The 14,423-nt window shown below is 73.2% G+C and carries 14 protein-coding genes; 11 read left to right on the top strand and 3 right to left on the bottom strand.

Annotation, left to right across the window (positions count from 1 at the left end):
- The 7 genes from EBO15_RS30555 to EBO15_RS30525 form a co-directional block, all read left to right on the top strand.
- Positions 1-383: (2Fe-2S)-binding protein (locus EBO15_RS30555; protein ID WP_147481726.1), on the top strand; the 383-nt coding region annotated here is incomplete at its 5' end.
- Complete coding sequence (locus tag EBO15_RS30550; RefSeq protein WP_199744905.1) at positions 380-1,312, top strand: dihydrodipicolinate synthase family protein; 933 nt, start codon at positions 380-382, stop codon at positions 1,310-1,312. The genes EBO15_RS30555 and EBO15_RS30550, both read left to right, overlap by 4 nt.
- Positions 1,312-2,313 (top strand): proline racemase family protein, encoded by a 1,002-nt coding sequence (locus tag EBO15_RS30545; RefSeq protein ID WP_122197931.1) that lies wholly within the window; start codon positions 1,312-1,314, stop codon positions 2,311-2,313. Before EBO15_RS30550 ends, EBO15_RS30545 begins: the two co-directional genes overlap by 1 nt.
- 117 nt (positions 2,314-2,430) lie before the next feature.
- On the top strand, positions 2,431-3,858 hold the full coding sequence (locus EBO15_RS30540; protein WP_267898441.1) for an aldehyde dehydrogenase (NADP(+)): 1,428 nt from the start codon (positions 2,431-2,433) through the stop codon (positions 3,856-3,858).
- Between the two features lie 211 nt (positions 3,859-4,069).
- The gene (locus EBO15_RS30535) at positions 4,070-5,368 is read left to right on the top strand and encodes an ABC transporter substrate-binding protein (protein ID WP_147481725.1); all 1,299 of its coding nucleotides are present in this window, start codon (positions 4,070-4,072) and stop codon (positions 5,366-5,368) included.
- A gap of 62 nt (positions 5,369-5,430) precedes the next feature.
- Positions 5,431-6,339: a carbohydrate ABC transporter permease gene (locus EBO15_RS30530; RefSeq protein ID WP_147481724.1), complete on the top strand. Its 909-nt coding sequence runs from the start codon at positions 5,431-5,433 to the stop codon at positions 6,337-6,339.
- Entirely contained in the window at positions 6,332-7,159 is an 828-nt protein-coding gene (locus EBO15_RS30525; protein ID WP_122197928.1) for a carbohydrate ABC transporter permease, read from the top strand. Before EBO15_RS30530 ends, EBO15_RS30525 begins: the two co-directional genes overlap by 8 nt.
- Positions 7,160-7,218: 59 nt before the next feature.
- Here EBO15_RS30525 and EBO15_RS30520 read toward each other — a convergent pair whose 3' ends face one another.
- Positions 7,219-8,241: a GlxA family transcriptional regulator gene (locus EBO15_RS30520; protein WP_122197927.1), complete on the bottom strand. Its 1,023-nt coding sequence runs from the start codon at positions 8,239-8,241 to the stop codon at positions 7,219-7,221.
- A 72-nt stretch (positions 8,242-8,313) separates the two neighbouring features.
- Here EBO15_RS30520 and EBO15_RS30515 point away from each other — a divergent pair, with 72 nt between their 5' ends.
- Both EBO15_RS30515 and pgi read left to right on the top strand, forming a co-directional pair.
- Positions 8,314-9,756 carry an APC family permease gene (locus EBO15_RS30515; protein WP_199744904.1) on the top strand — a complete coding sequence of 481 codons (1,443 nt, stop codon included), beginning with the start codon at positions 8,314-8,316 and terminating at the stop codon, positions 9,754-9,756.
- Entirely contained in the window at positions 9,749-11,398 is a 1,650-nt protein-coding gene (pgi, locus tag EBO15_RS30510) for a glucose-6-phosphate isomerase (RefSeq protein WP_122197926.1), read from the top strand. Before EBO15_RS30515 ends, pgi begins: the two co-directional genes overlap by 8 nt.
- A 108-nt stretch (positions 11,399-11,506) precedes the next feature.
- On the opposite strand, the gene EBO15_RS30505 is transcribed toward pgi, so the two are convergent.
- Together EBO15_RS30505 and EBO15_RS30500 are read right to left on the bottom strand one after the other, a co-directional pair.
- Positions 11,507-11,749: an EF-hand domain-containing protein gene (locus tag EBO15_RS30505; RefSeq protein WP_122197925.1), complete on the bottom strand. Its 243-nt coding sequence runs from the start codon at positions 11,747-11,749 to the stop codon at positions 11,507-11,509.
- A gap of 102 nt (positions 11,750-11,851) precedes the next feature.
- On the bottom strand, positions 11,852-12,805 hold the full coding sequence (locus EBO15_RS30500) for an AraC family transcriptional regulator (protein WP_122197924.1): 954 nt from the start codon (positions 12,803-12,805) through the stop codon (positions 11,852-11,854).
- Positions 12,806-12,886: 81 nt separating this feature from the next.
- Between EBO15_RS30500 and EBO15_RS30495 the strand changes: the two genes are divergently transcribed.
- Both EBO15_RS30495 and EBO15_RS30490 read left to right on the top strand, forming a co-directional pair.
- Entirely contained in the window at positions 12,887-13,723 is an 837-nt protein-coding gene (locus EBO15_RS30495) for an NAD(P)H-binding protein (protein WP_122197923.1), read from the top strand.
- A gap of 75 nt (positions 13,724-13,798) precedes the next feature.
- Positions 13,799-14,302: an anthrone oxygenase family protein gene (locus EBO15_RS30490; protein WP_122197922.1), complete on the top strand. Its 504-nt coding sequence runs from the start codon at positions 13,799-13,801 to the stop codon at positions 14,300-14,302.
- Positions 14,303-14,423: the final 121 nt, after the last annotated feature.

Raw genomic sequence — 14,423 nt, 5'->3', positions numbered from 1 at the left:
GCGACCAGGGCCGCGCGTTCGCCGCGCGGCTCGCCGCGGCGCACCCGATCGGGACCGGCTGGCCGGGCTGGCTGCGTCCCGACACCCTGATCTGCCGTTGCGAGGAGACCGACTACGGGACCCTCCGCGCGGCGGCCGAGGACCCGGCCACCGGCGCCCCCCGCGCCGTGAAGCTCGGCACCCGTGCCGGGCTCGGTCCCTGCCAGGCCCGGATCTGCGGCCCCGCGGTCGCCGACCTGTGCGGACGGCGGCCCGACCGGGCCGTCCCCGGCCTGGCGTCCGCGAGCCACCACCGCCGGCCGGTCGCGCAGCCGATCCGGCTCGGCGAACTGGCCGCGCCCCCCGCTGGGCCCCACGAAGAAGAAGGAGAACAGCACCCGTGAGCGGTGAGAAGAAGATCGAGAGCCTCGGCGGAGTCATCGTCGCGACCGCCCTTCCCTACAAGGAGGACCCGGCCGCGCCCGCCGGGCTCGCCGTCGACTACGACCGGTTCGCCGAGCACTGCCGCTGGCTGGTCGACAACGGCTGCCGCGGCGTCGGCCCGAACGGCTCGCTCGGCGAGTACTCGTCGCTGACCGACGAGGAGCGCCGCCGCGTCGCCAGGACCGCGGTCGAGGCCGTCGGCAAGGACGGCGTGGTCGTCGTCGGCGTCCACGGCCCCGGATCGCACCAGGCCAAGCACTGGGCCGAGGTCGCCGCCGAGGACGGCGCGGACGGCGTCCTCTGCCTCCCGCCGACCATGTACCGGGCGAACCGGGGCGAGGTCATCGCGCACTACGAGGCGGTCGCGTCCGCCGGGCTGCCGGTGATGGTCTACAACAACCCGATCGACACCAAGGTCGACCTCACCCCCGACCTGCTCGCCGAGATCGCGCAGATCGACGGGATCGTCGCGGTCAAGGAGTTCTCCGGCGACGTCCGCCGCGTCCTGGAGATCAAGGAGCGGGCCCCCGGCCTGGAGGTCGTGGCGGGCGCCGACGACGTCACCCTCGAGGCGCTGCTGATGGGCGCCACCGGCTGGTTCGCGGGCTTCCCGAACGTGTTCCCGGCCGAGTCCGCCGAGCTGTTCGAGCTCGCCACCGCGGGCAAGCTGGAGGAGGCGCGGGCGCTGTACGAGCCGCTGGTCGCCGCGTTCCGCTGGGACTCGCGCACCGAGTTCGTCCAGGCCATCAAGCTCGGCATGGAGATGGTCGGCCGGTACGGCGGCCCGTGCCGTCCGCCGCGGGGCCCGCTGACCGCCGAGCACCGCGCCGGCGTCACCGCCGACATGGAACGCGCCATCGCCGCCCTCGAGCAGCGCAAGGCCGCCTGATGCGCGCGGCCCGCGCGATCTCCGCGGTCGACTCCCACACCGAGGGGATGCCGACCCGCGTCGTCACCGGAGGCGTCGCGCCGATCCCCGGCGCCACCATGGCCGAACGCCGCCGTCACGCCATCGAGCACCTCGACGGGCTGCGCGGCTTCCTGATGAACGAGCCGCGCGGGCACGCCGCGATGAGCGGGGCGCTGCTCCAGCCCCCGCTCCGCGACGACGCCGACTGGGGCGTGGTGTACGTCGAGGCGAGCGGGTTCCTGCCCATGTGCGGGCACGGGACGATCGGCGTCGCGACGGTGCTGGTCGAGACCGGCATGGTCGAGGTCACCGAGCCGGAGACCGTCGTCCGGCTGGACGTCCCGGCCGGGCTGGTCGAGGCCCGCGTGACCGTGAAGGACGGCCGGGCCGAGCGGGTCACCCTCCGCAACGTCCCGTCCTTCGCGCTCGAACTGGACGCGAAGGTGGACGTGCCCGGCTACGGCGCGGTCCGCTACGACATGGCGTACGGGGGCAACTTCTACGCCATCCTCGACCTGGAGTCGGTCGGCCTGCCGTTCGAGCGCTCGCGCAAGGACGACATCATCAAGGCCGGCCTCGCCATCATGGACGCGATCAACGCCCAGAACCGGCCCGTCCATCCCGAGGACGGGCTGATCGGCGGCTGCAAGCACGTCCAGTTCCTCGCGCCCGGCTCCACCGCCGAGCACAGCCGGAACGCGATGGCGATCCACCCCGGATGGTTCGACCGGTCGCCGTGCGGCACCGGGACCAGCGCGCGCATGGCCCAGCTCCACGCGCGCGGCGAACTGGCCACCGGCGCCGACTTCGTCAACGAGTCCTTCATCGGGACGAGCTTCACCGGTCGCGTCACCGGCACGACCGAGGTCGGCGGGCTGCCCGCCGTCCTGCCGGAGTTCTCCGGACGGGCCTGGGTCACCGGGACCGCCACCTACACGCTCGACCCGAGCGACCCCTTCCCGGAGGGCTTCGTCCTCTGACAAGCCCTGCCGGCTTACACGCCCAGCCGCGTGCACGCCTTCCCCGGGAACCGCTCCCGGCGGAGAACGACTCCGCCGGGACGCCGTCCCGGACTCCAACCCCGAAGGGAGAAACCCGTGAGCGACATCGCCGCCGACGCGGTCGACCTCGTGATGGCCGCGGCCGCCGAGGCCGCGCCGGAGTGGGCCGCCGCGCCGCGCAGCCGGTCCTCGGCCCTGGTCGCCGTCGCGAACGCGCTCGAGGCGCACCGCGCCGAACTGGTCGACCTCGCCGACGCCGAGGCGCACCTCGGCCCGGCGCGGCTGAACGGCGAGCTGACCCGGACCACCTTCCAGCTGAAGCTGTTCGCCGAGCAGGTCGACGACGGCCGCTACCTGGACGTCCGGATCGACCGCCCCGACCCGCAGTGGCCGACCGGCCCGCGCCCCGACCTGCGCCGCTACCGGGCCGCGCTCGGCCCGGTGCTGGTGTTCGCGGCGAGCAACTTCCCGTTCGCCTTCAGCGTCGCGGGCGGCGACACCGCCTCCGCGTGGGCGGCGGGCTGTCCCGTCGTGGTGAAGGCGCACCCGGGCCACCCCCGGCTGTCCCGCCGCACCGCCGAGATCATCACCGCGGCGCTGCACGACGCGGGCGCCCCCGACGGCGTGTTCGCGCTGATCGAGGGCGAGGACGCGGGCGTCCAGGCGCTGCGCCACCCGGCGCTCGCCGCCGCCGCGTTCACCGGGTCCCAGCGGGGCGGGCTCGCGCTCGCCCGGATCGCGGCCGAGCGCCCGGTGCCGATCCCGTTCTACGGCGAGCTCGGCAGCGTCAACCCCGTCGTCGTCACGCCCGCCGCCGCCAAGGCGCGCGCGGACGAGATCGCCGACGGCTACAGCGCGTCGGTCACGCAGGGCGCGGGCCAGTTCTGCACCAACCCCGGCCTGGTGTTCCTCCCGGCGGACGGCGACCTGCTCGACGCGATCGCCCGCCGGATGTCCGGCGCGTCCACGGCGCCGATGCTGAACGAGCGGATCGCCGGCGGGTTCGAGGGCACCTCGCGCACCCTGGCGGGCCGTCCGGGCGTGCGGGCGCTGGTCTGGCCGGACGACCCGACCGCCCCGCGCCTGCTCGCCATGGACCTGGCCGCGTTCACCGCCGACCTCGACGCCGCGTCCGAGGAGTGCTTCGGGCCGCTGGGGCTCGCCGTCCTGTACGAGCGGATCGAGGACGTGGCGGGCGCGCTCGCCGCGCTCCCGGGGCAGCTCACGGCGTCCCTGCACGCCGAGGCCGAGGAGGCCGGGGACCTCGGCGCCCTGGCCGGCGTCCTCGCCGGCCGGGCCGGCCGCCTGCTGTGGAACCAGTGGCCGACGGGGGTGTCGGTGACGTCCGCGATGCAGCACGGCGGCCCGTTCCCGGCGACGGTCGGCCCGGCGACGACCTCGGTCGGGACGGCGGCGATCGAGCGGTTCCTGCGCCCGGTCGCGTACCAGAACGTCCCGCAGGAGCTGCTGCCTCCGCCGCTGCGCGACGACAACCCCTGGAACGTCCCGCAGAGCATCGCCTGACCCGGGCGGCCGACCCGGCCGCCCTGCCGCAGCGACACGGCGGCCGTCCCGGAACACCGTCCGGGACGGCCGCCGTCGCGCGTCCCGGACCGGCCGCCGTGACCGTCGCGACGGCCCGCTCCGCGCCGCCCCGGCGATTTCCTACCAAATACGTGGAGATCACACTCGGGGAACCTTGACGCTGCCGTTATGCGACTAGATAGTGATCATCATGGTTGAGCGGTCCTTCCGAATTCTGCGACCCGCCGCTGCGGTCGCCACCCTTTTGCTCGCCGCCGCGTGCGGCGGCGGCTCGTCGGACAAGTCCTCCGGCGACGGCACTCCCGGCCCCGCGACGTTCACGTACTGGACGACGAGCTGGACACCGGACCAGATCAGCCAGATCGACGCGGACTTCGCCAAGGCGCACCCCGGACTGCACTCGAAGGGGCAGTTCATCGCGAGCGCCGACCAGTACCTGCCGAAGGTCATCTCGGCGATCAAGTCCAACACCCAGCCGACCGTCCTGCTCACGCAGAACGCCTCCGACCTGCCCGAGATCGCGACGAGCGGCAAGCTCATCCCGCTGGACGGCGACCTGAAGCAGCAGACCGACGGCCTCTACCCGGGCATCAAGGACGCGCTGTTCTACAAGGGGAAGCAGCTCGGTTTCGCGCGATCCGGCGTCGGCGACATCGTGCTGTTCTACAACAAGAAGGACTTCAAGGACGCGGGCATCGCCAAGCCGCCCGCGACCTGGGCCGAGCTCGTCGAGGACGCCAAGAAGCTCAGCGACCCGGGCAAGAAGCGGTACGGCTACTACGTCCCGCTCGGCGAGGCCGAGTGGATCACCTTCGCCTGGATGCCGCTGCTGCGCGCCAACGGCGGCGACATGCTGACCCAGGACGGCACCAAGACGGCGTTCAACAGCCCGCAGGGCGTCAAGGCGCTCCAGACCTGGCTCGACCTCATGTCCGCCAAGGCCGCGCCGACGACCAGCTTCGCCCAGGCGGGCAGCTTCGACGGCGCGCCCGCGTTCGCCAGCCACACCGTCTCGATGATGGCGAACGGCCAGTGGGCCGTCGACACCTTCAAGAAGGCCGGGATCGACTTCGGCGTCGCGCCGCTGCCGCGCGGCGACGCGGGCCCGTCCACCTCGGTCGGCATGGAGGTCGCGGCGCTGCTGAAGACGTCCAAGGCGCAGGAGCGCGCGGGCCTGGAGTTCATCAAGTACCTCGCGACGCCGCAGGTCGGCGCGCACCTGGCCGCCGCGAACGGCGGACTTCCGTCCGCGCCGGACCAGCTCCAGCAGCCCGAGCTGAAGGAGCACATCGCCAAGGACCCGTACTACCAGACGTTCGCCGACGGCCTGCCGTCCGGCAAGGGGCGCCCGATGACCCCGGCCTACACCGCCGTGTCCGAGGCCCTCTACACCGAGATCAACAAGGCGCTGCGCGGGCAGGAGACGGCGCAGCAGGCGCTCGACAACGCCGCGCGGAAGGCCGACGCGGCACTGAAGGAGCAGGGCTGAGCAGGGTCGCCGCCCGGAACCCGGAGCCGCGCACGCGGCCCGGGTTCCGGGCGGCGGCCGTGGTGTCGCGGCGTCCCCGGGCCGCCGCCCGGCGGTCCCGGGCCGACCGGCGCACCTGGGGCCTGGCGTACCTGTTCGTCGCGCCCACGGTCCTGCTGACCGTGGTGTTCTCGATCGTCCCGCTCGTGATGCTCGGGTGGCGCAGCCTCCACAAGGGCAACGTCTTCGGGACGTCCCTGCGGTTCGTCGGGCTGCGCAACTACAAGGACATGCTCGCCGAGGGCGGCGGCCGCACGCTCGGCGTGACCGCCGAGTACACCGTCGCGTTCGTCCTGCTGACGATGCTGCTCGGGCTCGGCCTCGCGCTGCTGCTGAACGCGCGGGTGCCGGGGACGCGCCGGCTGCGCGCGCCGTTCATCATCCCGCTCGTGGTGCCCGCCGTCGCGACCGCGCTGATCTGGTCGAACCTGTTCGCGCCCCGGTTCGGGCTGGTGAACCGGCTGCTGTCCGGCCTCGGCCTGGACGAGGTCGACTTCATGTCCCGGCCCGGCCCCGCGCTGGCGATGGTGGTCCTGTTCGGCACCTGGCAGTTCTTCGGGCAGAACGTCATCCTCTACCTCGCCGCGCTGAAGACCCTCCCGCAGGACGTCATGGAGGCGGCGAGCGTGGACGGCGCGGGCGGCTGGCAGCGGTTCCGGCACATGCAGTGGCCGATGCTGCGCCGCAACACCCTGCTCATCCTGGTCGTCACGACGCTGACCGGGCTCCAGACCTTCACCCAGATCTACGTCCTCACGTCCGGCGGCCCGGACGGCGCCACCCGCACGGCGCTGTACTACGTCTACGACGATGGCTTCGCCAAGTTCGACGCGGGCCGCGCGGACGCCATGGGGATGCTCCTGTTCCTGATCTCGCTCGTCGTCACCGGGCTCCAGATCGCCATGCTCGGCCGGAGGGACGACCGTGCCTAGGATCCTCGTCCACCGCGCGGTGGTCTACACCCTGCTCGCCGCGGCGGTGCTCATCGTGATGTTCCCGCTGGTCTGGATGGCGCTGACGGCCGTCAAGTCCAACGGGCAGATCATCAACCCGGCGGCGCCGCTGTGGCCGACCGAGTGGCACTGGTCGAACATCCCGGACGCCTGGGGCAAGGCGCCGTTCGCGCGCTGGTTCGCCAACACCGTCGTGTTCGCGGCGGCGGCGACGGCCGGGCAGCTCGCCGCCGGGATGCTCGCGGGCTACGCGTTCGCGATGTTCGACTTCCCTGGCCGCCGGCTGCTGTTCCTCCTCGCGCTGAGCGGGCTGATGATCCCGTTCAGCGCGATCATCGTCCCGGTGGCGCAGATCCTCGGCGACCTGCACTGGCTGAACACCTACCAGGGGCTGATCGTCCCGAACATCGCGTCGGGGCTCGGGACGTTCCTGTTCCGGCAGTTCTTCCTCGGCGCGCCGCGCCAGCTCGGCGAGGCCGCCCGCATCGACGGCGCGTCCGAGCTGCGGATCTTCTGGCAGGTGTACGCGCCGCTCGCGCGGCCCGCGACGGCGGCGCTCGGCATCATCCTGTTCCTGCAGAACTGGAACAACTTCCTGTTCCCGCTGATCGCGGTGAACACGACGAAGATGCAGGTCGTCTCGCAGGGCCTGGCGGTGTTCCAGTCCCAGATGACGACGCAGACGCAGTACAACCTCATCATGTCGGCGTCGCTGATCGCGATCGTCCCGGTGCTGCTGGTCGCGGTCGCGGCGCAGCGGCACATCGTCGAGGGCATCACCCTGGGCGCCGTCGACTGAGCACCCGCCGTCGACTGAGCACCGTCCCGCGGACCTGAGGGCGTCGCCCGGGCGCGCCCTCAGCTCTGCGGGACGAGGTCGGGCCGGGGGAGCTCGCCGCGGTCCCGGTCCGCCGCCGAGGCGGCCGGGCGGTACCGGAACACGTGCCGGTACGACTGCGGCGACAGTCCGGCCACCCGGACGAAGTGGTAGCGCAGGTTGGCCGCGCCGCCGAACCCGGTCGCGCGGGCGACCTCCTCGACGGGCTGGTCCGTCGCCTCGAGCAGCTCCTGCGCGAGGCGGACGCGCTGCTGGAGCAGCCACTGCAGCGGTGAGACGCCGACCGCGTCCCGGAACCGGCGCGTCAGGGTGCGCTCGCTCATGTGCGCGACCCGGGCGAGGTCGGCGACGGTCAGCGGCCGGTCCAGGCGCTCGGCCGCCCAGCGCAGCGCGGGCGCCAGGTCGCCGTCCCGTTCGCCGCCCACCGCCGGACGGCTGATCTGCGGCTGGGCGCCCTCCCGGTGCGGCGGGACGACCATCCGCCGCGCGATCTCGGCCGCGACGGCCGCGCCGTGGTCGTGGCGCACCAGGTGCAGGCAGACGTCGATCGCGGCGCCCGAGCCCGCCGTGGTGACGACGTCGCCGTGGTCGATGTAGAGCGGCCCGGAGTCGAGCCGGACGGCGGGGAAGCGGTGGGCGAAGTCCCCGGCGTTCATCCAGTGCGTGGTGGCGGTGCGGCCGTCCAGCAGCCCGGCGGCGGCCAGGATGTAGGTGCCCGTGCACAGCGCGACGATCCGGCGCCCCCGCCGGTGCGCCTCCCGGACGGCCGCGACCAGCTCGGGCGGCGGGGCGACCTGCGCCTGCCGGGACAGCGCCGCGACCAGGACGGTGTCGGCCTCGGGGAGGTCGGCGAGGCGGTGCCCGGCGTGCAGGCTGAGCCCGCCCGTGGACGCCAGCGGCCCCGGCTTGGCGGCGTACGTCCGCAGCTCGTACCAGGGGTCCACCAGGTCGCTGCGGTCGATCCCGAAGACCTCGCAGGGGATGGCCAGCTCGAACACCGGCGTCCCCGCCGTCACGGCCAGCCCGACGACGTGTCCGCTCATGGCGGGAATTCTACGCAGGTCGGCGCATTAGTCCCTGGCGGCGGAGGGCCGTCCGCCCGAGGCTGGGATCTCGTGAAGACCGAACTGAACGGCACCGGCGCGCCCGGCGCCGACGAGGAGACCGGCGCGGGACGCCTGACGCTCGGGCAGGGGACCGCGATGTACGTGGGGGCGGTGCTCGGGACGGGCGTGATCGCGCTGCCCGCGCTCGCCGCCCGCGCGGCGGGGCCCGCGTCGCTGCTCGCCTGGGCGCTGCTCGTGGTGATGTCGGTGCCGCTGGCCGCGACGTTCGCCGCGCTCGGCGCCCGCCACCCGGACGCGGGCGGGGTCTCGACCTACGCCCGGCTCGCGTTCGGCCCCCGCGCCGCGACCGTGGTCGGCTGGTGCTTCTACTTCGCCGTCCCGCCGGGCTCGGCCGCCGCCGCGCTGTTCGGCGGCTCGTACGTCGCCGAGGCCGCGGGCGGCGGCCGGGCCACCGTCCTCGTCACCGCCGCCCTGCTCATGACGGTCGTGACCGCCGCGAACGCGGTCGGCCTCCAGGCGTCCGGACGGCTCCAGTTCGCGCTCGCCGGGCTCCTGGTCACGCTGCTGCTCGTGTCGGTCGCGCTGTCCCTGCCGCACGCGCGCGCCGGGAACCTGACCCCGTTCGCGCCGCACGGCTGGACGGCGATCGGGCCCGCGGCGTCCCTGCTGGTGTGGAGCTTCGCGGGCTGGGAGGCGATCACGCACCTGGCCGCCGAGTTCCGCCGTCCCGCCCGTGACCTGCCGCGCGCGACCGGCGCGGCGGTGGCCGTCGTCGGCGTCCTGTACCTGCTGGTCGCGTTCGCGATCATCACCGTGCTCGGGCCCCGCGCGGCGGACTCGGCCGCGCCGCTCGGCGACCTCATGGCGCGCGGGCTCGGCGGCGGGGCCCGCTGGCTGGCCGCGGGCGCCGCGCTGCTGCTCACCCTCGGCGCGATGAACGCCTACTACGCGGGCGCCGCCAAGCTCGGGTCCGCGCTCGGCCGGGACGGCGGGCTGCCCGCGTTCCTCGGCCGGGGCAGCGTCGCCGGGGAGGTCCCGCGGCGCAGCCTGGCCGCGAACTCGGCGCTGTCGTTCCTCGCGCTGGCGGTCGTGTCGGTGACCGGCCTCGGGCCGCGTCCGCTCGTCCTGCTGACCACCGGGTCGTTCGTCGCCGTGTACGCGATCGGCGTCGCCGCCGCCCTGCGGCTGCTGCCCCGGCGGAGCGCCGGGTGGTACGCGGCGGCCGCCGCGCTCGCCGCCGTCGCCGCGCTGCTGCTGATGTCCGGCCGCTATCTGCTCTGGCCGCTGGTCGTGACCGGCGCGGCCCTGCTCTACCTGCGCCGCCACCGCCGTTCGGGAGCGGGCCCGGAACCGGGAACACACGGGCCGGGCAGCGGCTTTACTCGGGTGAAGCACCGGTTCCCTATGATCGCAGGGAGAGTCCGGCGGGACGAGGGCGGGGGCGCGGCCCGTGCCGCCGGGCAGGCTGAGGAGATGAGGGGTTATGGCTGATATCACCGAGACATCCGAATGGGCGGCGCTGTCGGAGCACCAGGGGGAGCTCGCGACCCGCAACCTGCGCGAGCTCTTCGCCGACGACCCGGCGCGCGCCGAGCGGATGACGGTGACGGCGGGGGATCTGTTCCTGGACTACTCCAAGCACCGCGCCACCGGCGAGACGATCGCCCGGCTGGTCGCGCTCGCGGAGAAGGCGGGCCTGCGCGACCGGATCGACGCGATGTTCTCCGGCGCGCGCATCAACGTGAGCGAGAACCGCGCCGTCCTGCACACCGCGCTGCGGCTCCCGGCGAGCGCCGAGCTCGTCGTGGACGGTCAGGACGTCGTCGCCGAGGTGCACGCCGTCCTGGAGCGGATGGGCGAGTTCTCCGACCGCGTCCGGTCCGGGGAGTGGACGGGTTTCACCGGCAGGCGCATCACGACCGTGGTGAACATCGGCATCGGCGGCTCCGACCTCGGCCCGGCCATGGCGTACGAGGCGCTGCGCGACTACGCCGACGCCGGGATCGACGCGCGGTTCGTGTCGAACGTCGACCCGGCCGACATCACCGGGACGCTGGCCGGGCTCGACCCCGAGACCACGCTGTTCATCGTCGCGTCCAAGACGTTCGGCACGCTGGAGACGCTGACGAACGCGCGCGTCGCGCGGCGCTGGCTGGTCGAGCGGCTCGGTGACGAGAAGGCCGTCTCCCGGCACTTCGTCGCGGTGTCGACGAACGCCGAGCGCGTCGCCGACTTCGGCATCGACACCGACAACATGTTCGGCTTCTGGGACTGGGTCGGCGGACGCTACTCCATGGACTCGGCGATCGGCCTGTCGCTGATGGTCGTGGTCGGCCCGGCCCGGTTCCGCGAGATGCTCGACGGGTTCCACGCCGTCGACGAGCACTTCCGCACCACGCCGTTCGAGCGGAACATGCCGGTGCTGATGGCGCTGCTCGGCGTCTGGTACACCGACTTCTTCGGCGCGCAGACCCGCGCGGTGCTGCCGTACAGCCAGCGGCTCGCCCGTTTCCCGGCCTACCTGCAGCAGCTCACCATGGAGTCGAACGGCAAGTCGGTGCGCGCGGACGGCGCCCCCGTCGTCGCGCAGACCGGCGAGATCTTCTGGGGCGAGCCGGGCACCAACGGCCAGCACGCCTTCTACCAGCTGCTGCACCAGGGCACCCGGCTCGTCCCGGCCGACTTCATCGGCTTCGCCGAGCCGTTCGAGGACGCGAGCGCCGGGGACGGCACACCCGGCATGCACGACCTGCTGGTCGCGAACCTGCTCGCGCAGACGTCCGCGCTGGCGTTCGGCAAGACCGCCGAGGAGATCGCGTCCGAGGGCACGCCCGCCGACGTCGTCCCGCACAAGGTGATGCCGGGCAACCGGCCGACCAACACGATCCTGGTGCCGAAGCTGACGCCGTCCACGCTGGGCCAGCTCATCGCCCTCTACGAGCACATCGTGTTCGTCGAGGGGACGGTCTGGGGCATCGACTCCTTCGACCAGTGGGGCGTGGAGCTGGGCAAGGTCATGGCCAACCAGCTCACCCCGGCGCTCACCGCCGAGGAGCCGTCCGGCGACACCCCGGACGCGTCGACCGCCGCGCTCGTCCGCCGCTACCGCGAACTGCGCGGCCGCGCGGTCTGAGGCGCACGTCTGAGGCGCACGTTTGAATCATGACGTGATCCGCGGGAACGCGTAGGGCCGTCCCCCTTCCTAGGGGGACGGCCCGTGTGTTCCGGCGGCTGCGGAGCGTCAGACGGCCGCGTCGTCCCAGACCTGGGACGCCAGCAGGACGCGCAGCTCCGCGAGGGAGATGAAGCCGTCATGGTCGGTGTCGGCTCTCTCGAACCTGTCCTGGGTCGCGGCCTTGTCCCACGACAGCCCCACGCTGTCGAGCACCAGGCCGAACTCCATCAGATCGAGCCTCCCGTCACCGCCGAGGTCGGCCCGCGTGAACACGGTGACCAGTTCGTCCTCGGCCGGCTTGGTCGTCATCTCACTCCTCGTGATCGGTCGAACGGAATCCCGAATCATGTCACACAGGGGCCCCGCTCTACCGGAGATAACGCGCTTTTCGACCAAGACGTTCCCCGCTGTTCACGGCCCGGTCCCGGGTCCGTCCGGGTACGCGCCGCTCCGGAACTCCTGCGGGCTGACGCCGCGCTCGCGCTTGAACGCCGAGCTGAGCGCGAACGCGCTGCCGTACCCGACGCGCCGCGCGATCGCCTCCAGCGTCTGGTCGCCGCCGCGCAGCAGGTCGGCGGCGTGCGCGAGGCGCAGCCCGGTCAGGTACGACATCGGCGGCTCGCCGACCAGGTCGCCGAACCGCTTGGCGAGCGCCGCCCGGGACGCCCCGACCTCGGTGGCCAGGTCGGCGACCGTCCACGGCTGCGCCGGCCGGTCGTGCAGCAGCCGCAGCGCGGGCCCCACGACCGGGTCGCCGTGCGCGGCGAACCATCCCGGGGCCCGCGCGTCCGGGCGGGAGAACCAGCTCCGCAGCACCGCGATGAGGATCAGGTCGAGCAGCCGGTCGAGCACGACGGGCTGGCCCGGCGCGTCCCGGACGATCTCGTCGCCGAGGAGCGCGGCGAGCGGCGACTCCCAGGACGGCAGGACGGCCAGCGGCGGCAGCGCGGCCAGCAGCCTGCGCTCGATCGCGCCCTGCGCCAGGTAGGTGCCGACGAGCAGCGTCGTCGGGCCGTCCGGGTTGTTGCCCCACGTCCGGACGCCGAACGACATCGAGTCGCCCGGGGGCGCGCCGAACAGCGTCGTGCACCGCTCCTCGTCGTGGATGATCCACTGCGGCGGGGAGCCGGACGCGTCCGACACGGTGTACGGACGCGGGCCGCGCATGATGGCGACGTCGCCGGCCGCGCAGTGGACGGGCTCGCCGCCCTCCGGCGTCACCCACGCCTCGCCGGACCGCACGATCGCCAGGCACAGCGGGGCGCCGTCCTCGACGCTCACCGACCATGGCGGCTCCATCACCATGCGCAACAGGAACGCGCCCCGAGCCCGGGGACCGTCGAGAAGATCGGCCAGGGTGTCCATGTCGGAACCCTAGACGCTTGATTATGCGCGCGGGAGCCTCAACTATGTCCGGTGATCATCGCCACCGATTGACTAGAGGACATGACGAACACCACGAACCACGAACTGACCCTGGTCCTCAACGGCACCGGCAAGACCGGCCGGCGCGTCGCCGAGCGGCTCACCGGACGCGGCGTCCCCGTCCGCGTCGGCTCCCGCTCCGCCGACATCCCGTTCGACTGGACCGACCAGACCACCTGGCCCGCCGCCCTCGACGGCGTCCGCGCGGTGTACCTCGCCTACGCCCCCGACCTGGCCGTCCCCGGTGCCCCCGAGGACGTCGCGGCCTTCTGCAAGGCCGCGGTGGACGCGGGCGTCCGGCGGATGGTGGTGCTCTCCGGGCGCGGCGAGAAGGAGGCCCAGGACTGCGAGGACATCGTCCGCGCCTCCGGCGTCGAGTGGACGGTCGTCCGCGCGGCCTGGTTCTTCCAGAACTTCAACGAGTCCGACTTCGCCGCCTACGTCAGCGCCGGTCACCTGGCGCTGCCGGTCGGCGAGGTGCCCGAGCCGTTCGTGGACGCCGACGACATCGCCGACGTCGCGGTCGCCGCCCTCACCGAGGACGGGCACACCGGGGAGATCTACGAGCTCACCGGCCCGCGCTCGCTGACCTTCGCCGAGGCCATGGGCGAGATCTCCGAGCTGACCGGCCGCCAGGTCGCCTACAGCACGATGCACCCGGACGAGTTCGCCGTGGCGCTCGCCGAGGACGGCGTCCCGGACGAGGTCATCGGCCTGCTGACCTACCTGTTCACCACCCTGTTCGACGGCCGGAACGCCACCCCGTCCGACGGCGTCCGGAAGGCGCTCGGCCGTGAGCCGCGCGACTTCCGCGACTTCATCCGGGAAGCCGCCGCCACCGGCGCCTGGACCCTCTGACCCCCGCCACTCGGATCCACCCCACGAAACACCCCACACGACACCCCACGTAGTAGCCGAGAGGACCTCCCCACCATGCGTTTCCAGTTCGCCACCGCGTCGGCGGCCTTGTCGATCCTGATGACCGCCGCGATGGCGGGGACGTTCTTCGGGTTCTCGGTCGGCGTCATGCCGGGGCTGAACGCGACGAAGGCGTCGTCGGCGATCGCCGCGATGAACGGCATCAACCAGAAGATCCAGAACCCGGCGTTCCTGGCCGCGTTCATGCTCGCCCCGGTCGTGGCGATCGCGGCCGGAGTGCTGCTGCTCACCATGGGCCAGAAGTCCGCGGCCTGGCTGTTCTTCGCCGCCGCCGCGGTCTACTTCGTCGGGTCCTTCCTCCCGACCGCCGCGATCAACGTGCCGATGAACAACCACCTGGCCAACGTGAAGATCCCGCACGACGCGGCCGAGGCCGCCAAGGTCTGGACGGACTACTCGGGCCGCTGGACGACCTGGAACAGCATCCGCGCCGTCTTCTGCGGCATCAGCCTCCTGCTGATGGGCGCCGGCGCCTACGTCTGGGGCAAGACCAACTGACCTCCGAGGCCGCCTGAGCCCACCTGATCGCGCCCCCGGGATCCACGAGATCCCGGGGGCGCGAGGCGTCCCGGCGCCTCGCGCGTCCCGGAACGCCATCGGCTCGTCTGCAGCGACCGGC

It is taken from the genome of Actinomadura harenae (assembly GCF_003696215.1).
Lineage (GTDB): Bacteria > Actinomycetota > Actinomycetes > Streptosporangiales > Streptosporangiaceae > Spirillospora > Spirillospora harenae.
The sequence above is the reverse complement of the archived record's forward strand: the minus strand, read 5'-3'. Positions and strand labels throughout refer to the sequence as shown.

Excerpts from the sequence above, each read along its gene's own strand:
- pgi (WP_122197926.1), top strand. The coding sequence starts at position 9,749 with ATGGCTGATATCACCGAGACATCCGAATGGGCGGCGCTGTCGGAGCAC.
- EBO15_RS30535 (WP_147481725.1), top strand. The coding sequence starts at position 4,070 with ATGGTTGAGCGGTCCTTCCGAATTCTGCGACCCGCCGCTGCGGTCGCC.
- EBO15_RS30490 (WP_122197922.1), top strand. The coding sequence starts at position 13,799 with ATGCGTTTCCAGTTCGCCACCGCGTCGGCGGCCTTGTCGATCCTGATG.
- EBO15_RS30520 (WP_122197927.1), bottom strand. The coding sequence starts at position 8,241 with ATGAGCGGACACGTCGTCGGGCTGGCCGTGACGGCGGGGACGCCGGTG.
- EBO15_RS30500 (WP_122197924.1), bottom strand. The coding sequence starts at position 12,805 with ATGGACACCCTGGCCGATCTTCTCGACGGTCCCCGGGCTCGGGGCGCG.
- EBO15_RS30495 (WP_122197923.1), top strand. The coding sequence starts at position 12,887 with ATGACGAACACCACGAACCACGAACTGACCCTGGTCCTCAACGGCACC.
- EBO15_RS30505 (WP_122197925.1), bottom strand. The coding sequence starts at position 11,749 with ATGACGACCAAGCCGGCCGAGGACGAACTGGTCACCGTGTTCACGCGG.
- EBO15_RS30545 (WP_122197931.1), top strand. The coding sequence starts at position 1,312 with ATGCGCGCGGCCCGCGCGATCTCCGCGGTCGACTCCCACACCGAGGGG.